Genomic DNA, 14,766 nt, shown 5'->3' on the forward strand with positions numbered 1-14,766 from the left:
GGGGCCGCGGTCATACCATTTCCTCGGCGCTGGCCATCAGCGAGATGACGCCCTGGTCGGCCAGGCGGCGGACGATGGCCAGGATTTCCTTCTGCGCGCCTTCAACATCGGACAGGCGCACCGGGCCGCGGGCTTCCATGTCCTCCAGCAGGATCTGCGCCGCGCGCTGGGACATGTTGCGGGTGATCTTCTCCCTCACCTTGGCGTCGGCGCCGCGCAGGGCCAGGCCCAGGCGGTCGTTCGGCACTTCGCGCAGCAGCGCCTGCAGTTCGCGGTCGCCCAGGTCGGCGAGGTTGTCGAACACGAACATCAGGTCCTGGATGCGCGCGCCCAGGTCGGCGTCGACCTGGGTGATGCTGCCCAGGATCACCTGGTCCTGGCCGGAGTCCATGAAGTTGAGGATGTTGGCCGCCACCTTCACGCCGCCGATGCTGGAGGCCTTCAGGTTCTGGTTGCCGGCGAACTGGCGCTCCATGATCTCGTTGAGCTCGTTCAGCGCGTTGGGCGGAATGCCGTCCAGCGTGGCGATGCGCAGCAGCACGTCGGTGCGCGTGCGCTCGGCCAGCAGCTTCAGCGTCTCCGCGGCCTGGTCGCTGTCCAGGTGGGCCAGCACGATGGCGATGATCTGCGGATGTTCGTTGCGGACCAGGTCGGCGATGGCGCGCGGATCCATCCACTTCAGCGTGTCCAGGCCGGTGGTGTTGCGCCCCAGCAGGATGCGGTCGATCAGGCTGCCGGCCTTGTCTTCGCCCAGCGCCTGCACCAGCACCTTGCGCACGTAGTCGTCGGCGCCCATGCCCAGCGAGGTCTGCTTGTCCAGCGCCTCGCCGAAGGTGGATATCACCTGCATGACCTGCTCGCGGCTCACGCCGGAAATGGTGGCCATGGCGATGCCGAGCTTCTGCACCTCCTTGGCGTTCATGTGCTTGAGGACTTCGGCGGCGTCCTCCTCGCCCAGCGAGAGCAGCAGCACGGCGGCGCGCTGGACGCCGGTCAGTGCGTTGTCGCGCGCGTTACTCATCGCTGGCCACCCAGTCCTTGACCACCTGCGCCACCTGCTTGGAGTCGGCCTTCACCGCCTCGCGCGCCTGCCGCAGCCGGTCCTCGTAGGCGTCGGAGGGCAGGGCGCGCAGCGGGGGCGCGGGCTCGTGCGACAGCGTGGCGACCACGCCGCCCTCATCGCCATCGGCGTCCACCACGCTGACGTCCACGCCGTCCTCGTCGGCCTGCGCCTTGGGCCTGCCGGCCGGATGGATGATCTGGCGCATCGCCGGGCGCAGTACCCCGAACAGCAGCGCGATCACCACCAGCGCGCCCAGGCCGTAGCGCGCGATGTCGCGCAGCAGCGCGTTGTGCAGCCAGGGGCTTTCCCAGAAGGGAACGGCTTCGGGCTTGTCGGTCTCGCGCACGAACGGGGCGTTCATCACCGACACCGAGTCGCCACGCGCGGCGTCGAAGCCCACGGCTTCCTTCACCAGCGCTTCGATGCGCGCCAGGGTGGCGGCATCCAGCGCGGTCATCACCACCTTGCCGTTCTCGCCCGTGCGCGGCACGTGGTCGACCAGCACGGCCGCGGTGACGCGGCGCACGCGGCCGGCCGGCTGGCGGGTGTGCTGCAGGGTGCGGTCCATCTCGAAGTTGCGGGTGGCGCTGCTGCTGGTTTCCACCGGGGCGGCGGGGTTGGGCGCGGCCGCGGCGTTCGGGCCGGGGGGCGTGTTGCTGGTGGCGCCGGGCACGCCTTCGGGGCCGGTGCCGGCCACGGTGTTCTGGCTGACCTGTTCGCTGCGGATCTTGGCCGGATCGTTGGCGAAGGTTTCGCGGGCTTCCTCGGTGACGGAGAAATCCATGTCCACGGCGACTTCGGCATTCACGCGGCCGGGACCGGTCAGCGGCTCCAGCAGTTCGCGGATGCGCTCGTTGAAGGAGGTCTCCAGCTTGCGCACGCGCTCGAACTGGGCGGCATTGAGGGCGGCCTCGCTGTTCGGGTCGCTGATGGTCAGCATGCGGCCGCTCTGGTCGACCACGGTGACGCGTTCGGGGGCCAGGTCGGGGATGGACGAGGACACCAGGTGCACGATGGCATCCACCTGGTTGCGTTCCAGCATGGCGCCGGAGCGCAGGTCCAGCACGACCGACGCGCTGGCGACTTCGCGCTGGCGGGTGAAGGCGCTGGGCTTGGGGATGGCCAGGTGCACGCGCGCGTCGCGTACCGGGCGCAGGGTGGTGATGGTGCGCACCAGTTCGGTTTCCAGCGCGTGCTGGTAGCGCGCGTTCTCGACGAACTGGCTGACGCCGAAGCCCGGATCGCGCTCCATCATCTCGAAGCCCAGGCGGCCGCTCTCGGCCAGGCCGGCGCCGGCCAGCTTCAGGCGGGCATCGTGCAGGTTCTCTTCCGGCACGGAGATGGCGCCGGTGGCCTGGTCCAGCTGGAACGGGATCTGCGCCGCGCGCAGCATGTCGGTGGCTTCGGCGGTGGCCTTGGCGTCCAGGCCGGTGTACAGCGGGGTGTAGGCCGGCTTCTGCGACCAGAAGAACACCATCATGCCCACGGCCACCGCGCCGGCGATCAGCAGCAGCGTGCCCATCTGCCTGAACACGCGCGCGTCCTGGATCTTGGTCAGCGCCGCACCGGCCTTGTCGGCGGTCAGCGATTCCTTCAGGGCTTCCTTGGACAGCGTGAGGGCCATGGTGAGGGTTCGGTTCTAGGTGAGAAGGTGGGGCCGCGTTACAGCGGCATGTTCATCACGTCCTGGTAGGCCTGCACCAGGCGGTTGCGCACTTCGACGGTGGCGCGGAAGGCGACCTGCGACTGCTGCGCCGCCACCATCACCCGTGCCAGGTCCGCGCGCGGGTCGCCCAGTTCGAAGGCCTGGGCCAGCGCGCCGGCGTTCTTCTGCGCGCTGTTCACGCCTTCCAGCGCGTTCTGCAGCGTCTCGCCGAAACTGGGCGCCTTGACGCCCGGCTGCTCCAGGCCGACCCGGTTGGGAACGAAGGCGCCCGGATTGGGCTCCAGCGCACGCGTCCCCATCTGGTGCTGGTAGCTGCGGATCTGCGAGAGGATGGAGGTGACGTCGGACATGGGCGGATGCTTCGGTCGTCGGGATGTCTTGCGAGGTCAGTTGCAAGACCCGTGCCGGAACCGCGCCCCGCCGCCAGTCAGTTTTCCGTCGCCAGGGCCACGTCTTCGCGCTCGACACCGTACTTGCGCAGCTTTTCCACCAGCGTGGTGCGGCGCAGGCCCAGCAGCTGGGCCGCGTGCGCGACCACGCCGCCGGCGCGGTCCAATGCATCGCGGATCAGGTTGAGCTCGATCTGGGCGATGTGTTCGCGCAGGTCGATGCCGGCTTCCGGCAGGCGGTCGGCCGGCACCACGGCCGCGGCGGCGATGGTGGTCGGGGTGACCGCGGTCGCCATGGCAGGCGCGGCAGCGGTGGGCTGCGCGGGCACGGCGGGCGCTTCGGCGGCCACGGCAGCCGGGTTTTCGGGCTGGTAGCGCTTGGGCAGGTCGGCCACGCGCACCAGGCCGCCCGGATGCAGCACCGCCAGGCGCTCCACCAGGTTGGTCAGCTCGCGCACATTGCCCGGCCAGGAGTACAGGCGCAGGGCCTGCAGCGTCTCGTTGGCGAAGCGCACTTCGCCGCGACCGGTGCGGGACAGCTGCGCGGCGATGGTCATCACCAGGTCGGGCAGGTCGTCGGCGCGCTCGCGCAGCGCCGGCATTTCGATGGGGAACACGTTCAGGCGGTAGAACAGGTCCTCGCGGAAATACCCGTCGGCGATGCGCGCTTCCAGGTTGCGATGGGTGGCGGCGATCACCCGCACGTTGCAGCGGATGGTCTGGTTGCCGCCCACGCGCTCGAAGCTGCGCTCCTGCAGCACACGCAGCAGCTTGACCTGCATCGGCAGGCTCATGTCGCCGATCTCGTCCAGCAGCAGGGTGCCGCCTTCGGCCATCTCGAAGCGGCCCTTGCGCGCGCTCAGCGCACCGGTGAACGCGCCTTTTTCATGGCCGAACAGTTCGCTTTCCAGCAGGTCGGGCGGGATGGCGCCGCAGTTGATGGCCACGAACGGTCCGTCGCGGCGCGGCGACTGGTCGTGGATGGCGCGGGCCACCACTTCCTTGCCGGTGCCGGATTCGCCCAGCACCAGCACGGTGGTGTCGAAGCTGGCGACCTGCTCGATCATGCGGCGCAGGCGGGTGACCGCGGGGCTGCTGCCGGTGGGGCCGCTGGTGGTCACCTGCTGGGCCTGGTGTTCGGTATCCAGGCGCTTGAGGCTGGCGCGGCGCAGGCAGGCTTCCAGCTGGGCATGGCGGATCGGGCTTTCCAGTGTCCACACACCGGCTTCGTGCAGGCCGTGCGCCGCGGCAAAGGCCGCGGTATCGCCTTCCAGCAGCAGCACAGGAGGCGGCAGCTGGGCCTTGCCCAGCCAGGCGAAGAAGGCGTCGGTGGCCTTCGGGTCGTCCACGGTGCCGACCACCACCGCCAGCCAGTCGTGCGGACGCTGGCGGCGGACATCCACGTCACCGGCGCTGGCGACCCAGCGGGGTGTCAGGTCCATGAATTCGAGCAGGCCGGCCAGGCGTTCGGCACGCGGGGCGTCGGCGTCGATGACGAGGATGCGGGATTCACTCATGGCGGCGGTCTTTGAACTTCTCGAGGATGGGCAAGACTTCCTGGATGTAGGCAAGCTTGCTGACGAAATCGTCGGCGCCGGCGCGCATCGCGTGTTCGCGGTGCTCGGCGTCGTCGAAATGGCTGGCGATCACGATGAACGGCGGAGCGTCCTGGGTCTTGATCAGGCGGGTGGCCTGCAGGCCGCCCATCTCCGGCATGGCCAGGTCCATCAGCACCACGTCCGGACGCAGGGTCTCGGAGCGTTCGATGGCTTCCAGGCCGTTGCTGGCGCGGCCCACGATCTCCAGCCACTCCACCTTGCGCAGATGGCGCAGGGCGGCGTTGATGAAGCCTTCGTGGTCGTCCACCAGCAGTACGGTGATCTTGCTCATTGCGTTCGTGCTCCGTTATCCGGCCTTGGCCAAGACCGATACGGTAGCGCGTCGGCGTTCCCGGGCGGGAGCGATATCCAGCTGTTCCCGGTACTTCGCCACAGTTCTGCGGGCGATATGGATGCCCTGGCGGGCCAGCAGGCCGGCGATGGCCTCGTCGGCCAGCGGCTTGCCGGCCGGCTCGGAATCGATCAGGCGGCGCACCATCGCGCGCACGGCCGGGCCGGACACGTTGGCGCCTTCCAGGCGCACGGCGAAGAAGTGCTTCAGCTCGAAGGTGCCGCGCGGGGTCTGCATGTACTTGCCGGTGGTGATGCGCGAGACGGTCGATTCGTGCATGCCGATGGCGTCGGCGATCTCCTTCAGCGTCAGCGGGGCCATGGCCTCCTCGCCCTGGGCCAGGAAACCGGCCTGGCGTTCGACGATGGCGCGCGCGGTGCGCAGCAGGGTGTCGTAGCGGATCGACAGGCCGCGGGTCAGCCAGCGCGCTTCCTGCAGCAGTTCGCGCAGCTTGCCGGCGCCCTCGGACGGGCCGGCCTGCTCCAGCGCGTGCTCCTGCAGGGCGTTGACCCGCACGCGCGGGGTGGTGGCCGGATTCAGCGCCACGCGCCAGGCGCAGTCGGCATGCCACGCCACCACGTCGGGCACGATGTAGCCGGTCGGCGCCGGGGCCAGCGACGCGCCGGGGCGCGCATCCAGCGACAGCACCAGGCGCACGCCCTCCATCACCTGCTCGATGTCCAGGTCCAGCAGGCGGGCGAGGGCGTCGTATTCGTGCGCGGCCAGCAACGCCAGGCCGTCGGTGACGATGCGGCGGGCGACATGACGTGCCGGCACGCGGCCATGCAGGCAGTCCAGCTGCACCAGCAGGCACTCGCGCACATCGGCGGCGGCCAGACCGGGGAACTCGCCGCGCAGCAGGCGATCGCGCAGCGCCAGCACGGCACCGGTGGCCAGGTCGAAGCGGGCCGATGCCAGCAGCGCCAGGGTCTCGGGCGCCTGTTCCAGATAGCCGGCTTCGTTGGTGTTCTCCAGCCAGAACGCGACCACGTCCAGCGCGCGCTCGTCGAGCTCCAGCGCCAGGCGGTCGAGCACGCGCACGTGCGGGTCGCTGGATTCGCCGGCGGCCACGCGTTGCATGCGGTCGTCGTCGCCGTCCTGCCAGCTGGCGCCCGGCACGTCCCACAGGTTGGACTCGGGCAGCTCGTCGAACGCGGCGACTTCGCTGGCGGCGACGTCCTGCGCGGGCAGTGCCTCGATTTCCCCGTCCTGTGCGGCGTCCTGCGCTTCTTCCACCTCCAGCAGTGGATTGAGGTCCAGCGCGCGACGCACTTCCAGCTCCAGCTGCAGGCCGTCCAGCTGCAGCAGCCGGATCGACTGCAGCAGTTGCGGCGTCAGGTGGAGCTGTTGCCCGAGCTGGGTGGAAAGTCCCGTCTTCATTCCCGTGTCCCCGATTCGATGGCGTGCCGTGGTCGGCTTCACATCGTGTTGACACTTTGCGGGGCGGGTGACGGAAAAAAAATCAGGGCGTTTCTGGTTGTGATGCGGGCACGCCCGACCCGCTGTCAGGGTTTTCCCTACAGCGTCGGTTCAATGTCGGAGGAAGGCGCCGAGAGGGGCGCTGCGAACACGGAATTCCGTCACGGAGAGGGCGTCGCCCGGGTGTACCTGCAAGGCTCAGGCCAGTTCGTTCTGGTGGCGCGCGGCCAGCAACAGCAGGTCGTTGGCGCGGCGGCAGCCCAGCGATTCCATCATCCGGGCGCGATGGGTTTCCACCGTCTTGACGCTGATGCCCAACTGCGCGGCGATTTCCTTGCTGCTCATGCCACTGCCCAGCTGGCGCAGGATCTCGCGCTGGCGCGGCGACAGCGCCGCCACGCCCGTGGGACGCTGCGAGTTGAGCATGGGCGCCAGCATCTTGGACGACACCTGCGGGCTGAGGAACACCTGTCCGGCGGCGGCGGCACGCAGGGCCAGCTCAAGCTCCATCGGGGCGGCTTCCTTCACGACGAAGCCCGCGCAGCCGCGGTCCAGGGCCACGCGGACCTGGGTGGGGTCGTTGTGCATGGACATGATCACCACCCGCGTCTGCGGCAGCGACTCGCGCAGCAGCGGCAGCAGGTCCAGGCCACTGCGGTCGGGCAGGGACAGGTCCAGCAGGATCAGGTCGGGGCGATGGATCGCCGCCATGTCCAGTGCCTGCTGGCCGTTGCAGGCCTCGGCCACCACATCGACGTCAGGCAAGGCCTGCAGCAACCGGCCGATGCCGGCGCGGACCAGGGTATGGTCGTCGACGATGAGTACACGCACGGGAGGATTCAGCTGCTGTCGCGTCGTAAGGTGATGTCACGATAGCGGCGGGCCGGGGCCACGCCAATTCAGAATCGCGACGGAGGTGTGAAACCACGACGCCAGTCACAGTTGACCGGTCCTGGGCGCTGCCCAGAATGCGATTACCGCCGCCAGGTGCCGTGACGGGCCATCGCGTTGCGATGGACGTGGGGCCGCGAGGCGCGGAACGGCGTTACGGGCGGGTCGACTGCGACTGCCGGGCTTCCGCGATCTGGCGGCGGTGCAGGCGGAACAGATGGCGGTCCATCGCCTCGGCCAGGCCGGCGTTCAGGGCATCGAACTGCAGCCACAGATGGTGCAGGCCCTGCGAGCCCTCCACCTGGGCCAGTACGACCACCGGCAATTCGATCTGGTCGCTCAGCCAGGCGGCCGGCTGCACGAGCACCACGCCGGGCGCGCCCTCGACGCAGGCCGTCGGCGAGGCCGCATCCAGCCGTATTCCGCGGTGCGACCAGCGCATCGCCGTGGGCGGCGGGGCACCTTCGTGGCGGCGTGCGAGGCGTCCCAGCAGCGACAGCACCAGGTCGAGCTTGGCCTCGATGCGCTGCTGGGTGGGCGTGGCTTCCTTGCGTTCTTCAGGGTCGTCGCCGCGCATGTCTTCGGCCACGGCCAGTCCCTTGAGCAGTGCTTCGGAGGTCGCCTGCATCAGCACGCGCGCGCCGGCTTCGACGCGCGCCGGCAGGACCACGTCGCAGGTGAGTGCGCCATCGAACAGGACATGTTCGGCCGGATGTTCCACCAGGACGGTCGGTGTGGTCATGGTTCACCCCTCCACGACGGACAGATAGGCGCGCGCCGCGCGGTCGGCGCGCTGGCTGGCATGCATGCGGATGCGGGCCTGCTCGCGCGCATCCTGCATGGTCTTCTGCAGTTCAAGTTGCGCGCGCAGCAGCGATGCCAGGGCGTCGCCGCCGGCGGCGCGGCCGCCATCGGCGTGCAGGAAGGCGCGCACGTCGTGGTCGTGGCGGTTGAGCAGGCGCTCGACGTCCTCCAGTTCACCCGCGTGCAGGGCACGCCGCATGGCGTCGAGCTGGGCGAACAGGTCGTCGAGGGCCGGCGCGGCGCTCATCGCGCGGCGGCCATCGCCGGCACGTGGCGTTGTTCGGGCGGGATCGCGTTCCACGCCGCTTCGATTTCGCCCAGCAGGTCCAGCGATTCGCGCAGGGCGGACGCATCGTTGTGCAGGTTGGCCTCGATCAGCCGGGTCTGCACGTAGTCGTACAGGGCCGACAGGCTGCCGGCGATGTCGCCGCCGGCTTCGTGATCCAGCGAGCCGTTGAGGTGGCCGATGATCGCGCTGACCTCGCCGATCGCCTTGCCCTTGCGCGCCAGGTCGCCGCGCGCCACGCAGGCTTCGGCCAGGCGCAGGCGCTCGCAGGCGCCGGCCAGCAGCAGGGCGACCAGACGGTGCGGATCGGCCTCCATCACCGCGCTGCTGAGGCCGGTGTTGCGGTACTGCGCGGCGTACGATTGAAGTGACATTCCATTTCTCCTGGGGCCTGCGGCACGCGATGGGCGTGGGTGCGGGCCCGGCGGTCTTATCCGGTCTGGGCGGTGAGGGAGGCGAGCTGCTGAGCGAGAGCGCTGCTGGTGGTATTCATCTGCGCGATCATGCTGTCCAGCGCGACGAACTGCGCCTTGTAGCGGTTGCCCACCGCTTCCATGCGCGCGTCCAGGGCGGTGCGCTGGCTGGCGACGTCCTTGATCTGGGCGTTCAGTCCGTTCGTGCGCTGGGTGAACGCGCCGTCGCTGCCGATGTAGCTGCCCACGGCCGCCTGCAGGCGGCCGGCGAAGGCGGTGTCGCCGGTGAAGGCGGTGCGGATCTTCTCCGGATCCGCGGTCAGTGCGGCGGTGAACTTGCTGCTGTCGAACACCAGGGTGCCGTCGGACGTGGGATAGCCCTTGGTCTGCAGGCCCAGCGTCTTGGCGTCCAGCCCCTGCGCGGCGAGCCCCCCCAGCAGGTCGCCCATCAGGCTGCGCAGCTGGCCCGATGCGCTGCGCATCTGCGCATCGCCGGTCAGTGCCGAAGGTTCGTCGCTCTCGGCGTTGTACTTGGTGCTGGTGTTGATCGCGTTGATGGCGGTGTTGTACGCCGTCACGAAATCCTGGATCAGCTTGCTGGCGGCGGCGGTGTCGGTGGACACGGTGACCGTGCTGGTGCCCTTGGCCTTCAGGTCCAGGGTCAGGCCGGGCACGGCTTCGGTGATCTTGTTGGTGCTGGCGGTGACGGTCAGGCCGTCGATCACCACCTCGGCATCGGCGGCCGGCACGCGTTCCTGCAGGCTGGCGGCGAGCGACTGCAGGTCGCTGCCACCGGAGGCGAAGGTGAGCGTGATGCCGTTGGCCGCGCCGGTCTTGTCCGCCGACACCGACAGGTACTGGCCGTCGTTGGAGGTCAGTACGCTGGCCTGCACGCCCTTGCTGCGCGCGGCGTCGTTGATGGCGCTGCGCACGTCCTGCAGGGTGGCGCCCTCGGCGATGTCGATGGCCAGCGACTCGCCGCCGACGGTCAGCGTCAATTGGCCGGCGCCAAAGGTCTGGCTGGCCGTGACCGGCGTGTTGGTGATCCATTTGTTGGCGGTGGCCAGTTCGACCACCTCCACGTTGTAGATGCCGGTGGGCGTGCCGCTGGCGACGGTGGCCCCCAGCACCGTGTCGGTGCCGGACTTGACCGTGCGCACGTCGAAGGCGGTCGGGGACTTCAGGGCCTTCAGCGCCGTATCCAGCGTACTGAAGGCGGAGCTGACCGTGCCGATGGCGGAGAGCTTGAACTTGGCCTGGCTCTCGATGCGGTTCAGGCGGTTGTCGGCGGGCTTGCGGTCGGCCGCCACCAGCTGTTCGACCATGCCGGTGATGTCCAGCCCCGAACCGATGCCGCCGTAACCCAGTGAGTAATCCGCCATCGTCCTGTCTCCTGTCTGGCCCTTTCCGCAAAAGGGGAGGCCGGGCGGGCCACCATCCGATGACGGATGGGACCCGCCCGTGCAGTACCAATAACGGCCCGCGGGAACCGTTCTTTAGCCCGCATTTCTCCGTCTCCCACCGCCGCCGTGGGTCCGGCGTGCTGGTGAGAAATGCAGGCCTGCGGGCTGATGCAGGGTTTGTGCCAGTGGGGCGAGGAACGAGTGGGGAGGAGTGAGTGTGGAGGAGTGAGGAGTGAGTAAAGGCGGGGCCTGCCATGCCGCACCGCCCCTGCTCCTGCTTCCACTCACTCCTGACTCCTCCCCACTCGTTCCTCAAAAAAGACCCCCGCCGTGGCCGGCGGGGGTTGGGGTACTGCCAAACGGAGGGAGACGAATCCGTCCGTGGACGACAGAGAACTAGGAGGAACTGCGGTGTTGCGGGCCGCGCGTCAGCGCAGCAGGGACAGCACGTTCTGCGGCACCTGGTTGGCCTGGGCCAGCATGGCCGTGCCGGCCTGCTGCAGGATCTGGGTGCGGGTCAGTTCGGCGGTTTCCTTGGCGAAGTCGGTGTCGCGGATGCGGCTGCGCGAGGCGGCCAGGTTTTCCGAGCTGGTCTGCAGGTTGGCGACCACCGAGGTGAAGCGGTTCTGCACCGCACCCAGGTCGGCGCGGGCGCCGTTCACGGCCGTCAGCGCCTTGTCGACGATTTCCAGGGCCTGCTGCGCACCCTTGAAGGTCGAGATGTCCAGGTTGCTGGCGTACTGCTTGGTCGTTGCGACGGTGCTGGCCACCACGTCGGCCGGGGCGGTGCCGCCGGTCCAGGTGCCGGTCTCCACGGCGATGCCGAGGAAGTCGCCATCCGAATCCACGCTGTCCTTGACCGAGGTCAGGTTGACCGCGCCGTTGGTGCCCAGTTCGGCCAGCACGCCGGTCTCGCCGATCTTGGCGTTGATCGCACTGACCAGTGCGGTGGCGGCGGCGTCACGCGTGGCGTTGGCAGTACCCTGGGCAGCCACTTCGACGGTGTCGATCGTGACCGCGGTGCCGTCGGCATTGGTCAGCTGCAGGCCTTCGATCTTCAGGTCGGTGGTGCCGTCGGCCGGGGTGGCCGTGGTGAACGTGGCGGTGGCGAACATCGCGCCGCCCAGGGCGTTGGCCTGCGCATCGACGACCTTGTCGATGGCGATGGCCTGGCTGGCGTTGGCGCCGACCTGGAACAGCTGGCTGGTGAACGAGCCGTCCAGCAGCTTGGTGCCGTTGAAGTCGGCCTGCTTGGCGACGCGGTCGATTTCGGAGGTCAGCTGCTTGACTTCGGCGTTCAGCGCGGCGCGGTCGGAAGAGGAGTTGGTGGCGTTGGCCGACTGCACCGACAGCTCGCGGATGCGCTGCAGGTTGTTGCCGATCTCGGTCAGCGAGCCTTCGGCGACCTGGGCCAGCGAGATGCCGTCGTTGGCGTTGCGCACGGCCACGTCCAGGCCGCGGATCTGGGTGCTGAAGCGTTCGGAGATGGCCAGACCGGCGGCGTCGTCCTTGGCGCTGTTGATGCGCAGGCCCGAGGACAGGCGCTGGATGGTGGTGGCCAGTGAAGCCCCGCTGCTGCTCAGATTGCGCTGCGCGTTCAGCGAGATGGTGTTGGTGTTGATGACCTGTGCCATGGAAGTTTCCTGTAGGCGTTGTAACGGTAGGGAGACGGCGGAACCGGAGCGGACGGCGGTTGTGGCGTCCGCCCCGGTCGATCACCCGCTTAGCGGAGCAGGGACAGCACGTTCTGCGGCACCTGGTTGGCCTGGGCCAGCATGGCCGTGCCGGCCTGCTGCAGGATCTGGGTGCGGGTCAGTTCGGCGGTTTCCTTGGCGAAGTCGGTGTCGCGGATGCGGCTGCGCGAGGCGGCCAGGTTTTCCGAGCTGGTCTGCAGGTTGGCGACCACCGAGGTGAAGCGGTTCTGCACCGCACCCAGGTCGGCGCGGGCACCGTTCACGGCCGTCAGCGCCGCGTCGACGATTTCCAGGGCCTTCTGCGCACCGGCGAAGCTGGTGATGTCCAGGTCCTGGGCGAAGCTGGCGGTAGCGCCGGTCAGATCGCCGCCGTCGGTGCTGGTCTCGGTCAGGCCCAGGTTGGCCGCCGTGGCCACAGTGGCGCCGGTCACGGCCGGGCCGCCGAACGCGATGGCGAAGGTCTGGTCGGCCTTGACCGAGGTCAGGCTGATCACGCCGGCATCCACTTCGGCATAGACGCCGGTTTCGCCCAGCTTGGCGTTGATCGCGGCCGCGGCGCCCTGGGTGATGGACTGGCCCGACTTGACCTCGAACGCGCCGATGTCGACCGTGCTGGCGTTGCCGTCGGCGTCGGTCACCGTCAGCTGCAGCTGCGAGAAGGTCGTGTCGGCGGCCGCGGCGTCGGTGCCCAGTGCCGTGCCCTCATAGACGTTGGCGAAGGTGACGTTGCCCAGCGCAGCCGCCTGCGCATCGACGACCTTGTCGATGGCGATGGCCTGGCTGGCGTTGGCGCCGACCTGGAACAGCTGGCTGGTGAACGAGCCGTCCAGCAGCTTGGTGCCGTTGAAGTCGGCCTGCTTGGCGACGCGGTCGATTTCGGAGGTCAGCTGCTTGACTTCGGCGTTCAGCGCGGCGCGGTCGGAAGAGGAGTTGGTGGCGTTGGCCGACTGCACCGACAGCTCGCGGATGCGCTGCAGGTTGTTGCCGATCTCGGTCAGCGAGCCTTCGGCGACCTGGGCCAGCGAGATGCCGTCGTTGGCGTTGCGCACGGCCACGTCCAGGCCGCGGATCTGGGTGCTGAAGCGTTCGGAGATGGCCAGACCGGCGGCGTCGTCCTTGGCGCTGTTGATGCGCAGGCCCGAGGACAGGCGCTGGATGGTGGTGGCCAGTGAAGCCCCGCTGCTGCTCAGATTGCGCTGCGCGTTCAGCGAGATGGTGTTGGTATTGATGACCTGTGCCATGAGTTCTACTCCTTAGGCGTTTTCTGCACGGGGGAAAAGTTTTCCAACGATCCCCGCCGTGCCGCCGGGGATACCTGGTTCAGCGTTGCAGCAAGCTCATCACGTTCTGCGGCACCTGGTTGGCCTGGGCCAGCATGGCCGTGCCGGCCTGCTGCAGGATCTGGGTGCGGGTCAGTTCGGCGGTTTCCTTGGCGAAGTCGGTGTCGCGGATGCGGCTGCGCGAGGCGGCCAGGTTTTCCGAGCTGGTCTGCAGGTTGGCGACCACCGAGGTGAAGCGGTTCTGGATGGCGCCCAGGTCGGCGCGCGCGCCGTTGACGGCCGTCAGCGCCTTGTCGACGATCTCCAGCGCCTGCTGGGCGCCCGCGAAATTCGAGATGTCCAGGTCGGACACGAACTTCGGCACCTCGCTGGTGGCGGCTGCCGTGGCGGTGTACGTGCCGCCGGTGATGGCGACGCCGAAGGCCGCGAAGTCGCCGTTGGCGTCCACGCTGGTCTTGACCGAGGTCAGTTCCAGACCGGTGCCGGCGGCGTCGACATTGGCGTAGATGCCGGTTTCGCCCAGCTTGCCGTTGATATGGGCGGCCAGTGCCTTGGCGGCGGCTTCGTTGGTGGCCGCGACCGAGCCCTGGCTCTTCACGGTCAGGTCGTCGAAGGCGACGGCGTTGCCCGCGCTGTCGGTCAGGGTCAGGCCGGTGATGGTGATGTCGGCGGTGGCGGAGGCCGCGGCCGTGATGGCCAGCGTGCCGCTGTCGAACTGCGAACCGCCCAGGGTCATGGCGCGGGCGTCGACCACCTTGTCGATGGCGATGGCCTGGCCGGCATTGGCGCCCACCTGGAACAGCTGGCTGGTGAAGGAACCGTCCAACAGCTTGGTGCCGTTGAAGTCGGCCTGCTTGGCCACGCGGTCGATTTCGGAGGTCAGCTGCTTGACTTCGGCGTTCAGCGCGGCGCGGTCGGAGGCGGAGTTGCTGGCGTTGGAGGACTGCACCGCCAGTTCGCGGATGCGCTGCAGGTTGTTGCCGATTTCGGTCAGCGAGCCTTCGGCGACCTGGGCCAGCGAGATGCCGTCGTTGGCGTTGCGCACGGCCACGTCCAGGCCGCGGATCTGGGTGCTGAAGCGTTCGGAGATGGCCAGGCCGGCGGCGTCGTCCTTCGCGCTGTTGATGCGCAGGCCGGACGAAAGGCGCTGGATGGTGGTGGCCAGAGAGGCGCCGCTGGTGCTCAGGTTGCGCTGAGCGTTGAGCGACATCGTATTGGTGTTGATTACCTGTGCCATGTTCGTCTCCTCTTATTTGGATTCACGGCGTTGAAGGGAAAAGACGCTGCCGGTTTGTTTTGTTGGGCTAGTCGTCTTCATGTTGCGAAATGAATAACGGCGCTCCCAAAAGAACCTTTAGGGCGGCTGCAAAAAAATGTGCTAGGCCCCCGCAACCCCTGCAGCGCAAGGGGTTGCGGCAAGCATCGGAAACGCGACATCGGCCCTAAAGATGGCCCGGGGCGTGCCGTTAAGGCCGGCCCACGGGCACGCCAGGGCACCCCGCGCCGGG

14 protein-coding genes are annotated in these 14,766 nt (G+C 68.7%); all 14 read right to left on the reverse strand.

Annotation, left to right across the window (positions count from 1 at the left end; genetic code table 11):
• Positions 1 to 10: 10 nt before the first annotated feature.
• The 14 genes from fliG to MUU77_RS08550 all read right to left on the reverse strand — a co-directional run bounded on the left by fliG (position 11) and on the right by MUU77_RS08550 (position 14,495).
• Entirely contained in the window at positions 11 to 997 is a 987-nt protein-coding gene (gene fliG / locus MUU77_RS08485) for a flagellar motor switch protein FliG (RefSeq protein ID WP_245094350.1), read from the reverse strand.
• Positions 998 to 1,013: 16 nt separating this feature from the next.
• Positions 1,014 to 2,687 (reverse strand): flagellar basal-body MS-ring/collar protein FliF, encoded by a 1,674-nt coding sequence (gene fliF, locus MUU77_RS08490; protein WP_245093747.1) that lies wholly within the window; start codon positions 2,685 to 2,687, stop codon positions 1,014 to 1,016.
• 38 nt (positions 2,688 to 2,725) lie between these two features.
• Positions 2,726 to 3,079, reverse strand: coding sequence for a flagellar hook-basal body complex protein FliE (gene fliE, locus MUU77_RS08495; protein ID WP_245093749.1), 354 nt, complete (start codon positions 3,077 to 3,079; stop codon positions 2,726 to 2,728).
• Between the two features lie 77 nt (positions 3,080 to 3,156).
• Complete coding sequence (locus MUU77_RS08500; RefSeq protein ID WP_245093751.1) at positions 3,157 to 4,635, reverse strand: sigma-54 dependent transcriptional regulator; 1,479 nt, start codon at positions 4,633 to 4,635, stop codon at positions 3,157 to 3,159.
• Positions 4,628 to 5,008 (reverse strand): response regulator transcription factor, encoded by a 381-nt coding sequence (locus MUU77_RS08505; RefSeq protein ID WP_245093753.1) that lies wholly within the window; start codon positions 5,006 to 5,008, stop codon positions 4,628 to 4,630. The genes MUU77_RS08500 and MUU77_RS08505 overlap by 8 nt, the downstream gene beginning before the upstream one ends.
• A gap of 15 nt (positions 5,009 to 5,023) precedes the next feature.
• Positions 5,024 to 6,448, reverse strand: coding sequence for an RNA polymerase factor sigma-54 (rpoN, locus tag MUU77_RS08510; RefSeq protein ID WP_245093755.1), 1,425 nt, complete (start codon positions 6,446 to 6,448; stop codon positions 5,024 to 5,026).
• A 237-nt stretch (positions 6,449 to 6,685) separates the two neighbouring features.
• The gene (locus tag MUU77_RS08515) at positions 6,686 to 7,318 is read right to left on the reverse strand and encodes a response regulator transcription factor (RefSeq protein ID WP_245093757.1); all 633 of its coding nucleotides are present in this window, start codon (positions 7,316 to 7,318) and stop codon (positions 6,686 to 6,688) included.
• 214 nt (positions 7,319 to 7,532) lie between these two features.
• The gene (locus tag MUU77_RS08520) at positions 7,533 to 8,120 is read right to left on the reverse strand and encodes a PilZ domain-containing protein (protein WP_245093766.1); all 588 of its coding nucleotides are present in this window, start codon (positions 8,118 to 8,120) and stop codon (positions 7,533 to 7,535) included.
• Between the two features lie 3 nt (positions 8,121 to 8,123).
• The gene (locus MUU77_RS08525) at positions 8,124 to 8,429 is read right to left on the reverse strand and encodes a hypothetical protein (RefSeq protein ID WP_245093768.1); all 306 of its coding nucleotides are present in this window, start codon (positions 8,427 to 8,429) and stop codon (positions 8,124 to 8,126) included.
• Positions 8,426 to 8,842: a flagellar export chaperone FliS gene (gene fliS, locus MUU77_RS08530; protein ID WP_245093770.1), complete on the reverse strand. Its 417-nt coding sequence runs from the start codon at positions 8,840 to 8,842 to the stop codon at positions 8,426 to 8,428. Before fliS ends, MUU77_RS08525 begins: the two co-directional genes overlap by 4 nt.
• A gap of 56 nt (positions 8,843 to 8,898) precedes the next feature.
• On the reverse strand, positions 8,899 to 10,263 hold the full coding sequence (gene fliD / locus MUU77_RS08535; RefSeq protein ID WP_245093772.1) for a flagellar filament capping protein FliD: 1,365 nt from the start codon (positions 10,261 to 10,263) through the stop codon (positions 8,899 to 8,901).
• A gap of 449 nt (positions 10,264 to 10,712) precedes the next feature.
• Entirely contained in the window at positions 10,713 to 11,918 is a 1,206-nt protein-coding gene (locus tag MUU77_RS08540; RefSeq protein WP_245093774.1) for a flagellin, read from the reverse strand.
• Positions 11,919 to 12,007: 89 nt separating this feature from the next.
• Complete coding sequence (locus MUU77_RS08545) at positions 12,008 to 13,219, reverse strand: flagellin (RefSeq protein WP_245093776.1); 1,212 nt, start codon at positions 13,217 to 13,219, stop codon at positions 12,008 to 12,010.
• 79 nt (positions 13,220 to 13,298) lie between these two features.
• Positions 13,299 to 14,495, reverse strand: a complete 1,197-nt coding sequence (locus tag MUU77_RS08550) for a flagellin (RefSeq protein ID WP_245093778.1) — start codon at positions 14,493 to 14,495, stop codon at positions 13,299 to 13,301.
• Positions 14,496 to 14,766 lie beyond the last annotated feature (271 nt).

The organism is Pseudoxanthomonas sp. F37 (assembly GCF_022965755.1).
Taxonomy (GTDB): Bacteria; Pseudomonadota; Gammaproteobacteria; order Xanthomonadales; family Xanthomonadaceae; genus Pseudoxanthomonas_A.

Coding starts and splice junctions, on each gene's coding strand:
- MUU77_RS08505 (WP_245093753.1), bottom strand. CDS start 5,008: ATGAGCAAGATCACCGTACTGCTGGTGGACGACCACGAAGGCTTCATC.
- MUU77_RS08550 (WP_245093778.1), bottom strand. CDS start 14,495: ATGGCACAGGTAATCAACACCAATACGATGTCGCTCAACGCTCAGCGC.
- fliD (WP_245093772.1), bottom strand. CDS start 10,263: ATGGCGGATTACTCACTGGGTTACGGCGGCATCGGTTCGGGGCTGGAC.
- MUU77_RS08520 (WP_245093766.1), bottom strand. CDS start 8,120: ATGACCACACCGACCGTCCTGGTGGAACATCCGGCCGAACATGTCCTG.
- fliS (WP_245093770.1), bottom strand. CDS start 8,842: ATGTCACTTCAATCGTACGCCGCGCAGTACCGCAACACCGGCCTCAGC.
- fliE (WP_245093749.1), bottom strand. CDS start 3,079: ATGTCCGACGTCACCTCCATCCTCTCGCAGATCCGCAGCTACCAGCAC.
- MUU77_RS08525 (WP_245093768.1), bottom strand. CDS start 8,429: ATGAGCGCCGCGCCGGCCCTCGACGACCTGTTCGCCCAGCTCGACGCC.
- rpoN (WP_245093755.1), bottom strand. CDS start 6,448: ATGAAGACGGGACTTTCCACCCAGCTCGGGCAACAGCTCCACCTGACG.
- fliF (WP_245093747.1), bottom strand. CDS start 2,687: ATGGCCCTCACGCTGTCCAAGGAAGCCCTGAAGGAATCGCTGACCGCC.
- MUU77_RS08545 (WP_245093776.1), bottom strand. CDS start 13,219: ATGGCACAGGTCATCAATACCAACACCATCTCGCTGAACGCGCAGCGC.
- MUU77_RS08540 (WP_245093774.1), bottom strand. CDS start 11,918: ATGGCACAGGTCATCAACACCAACACCATCTCGCTGAACGCGCAGCGC.
- MUU77_RS08500 (WP_245093751.1), bottom strand. CDS start 4,635: ATGAGTGAATCCCGCATCCTCGTCATCGACGCCGACGCCCCGCGTGCC.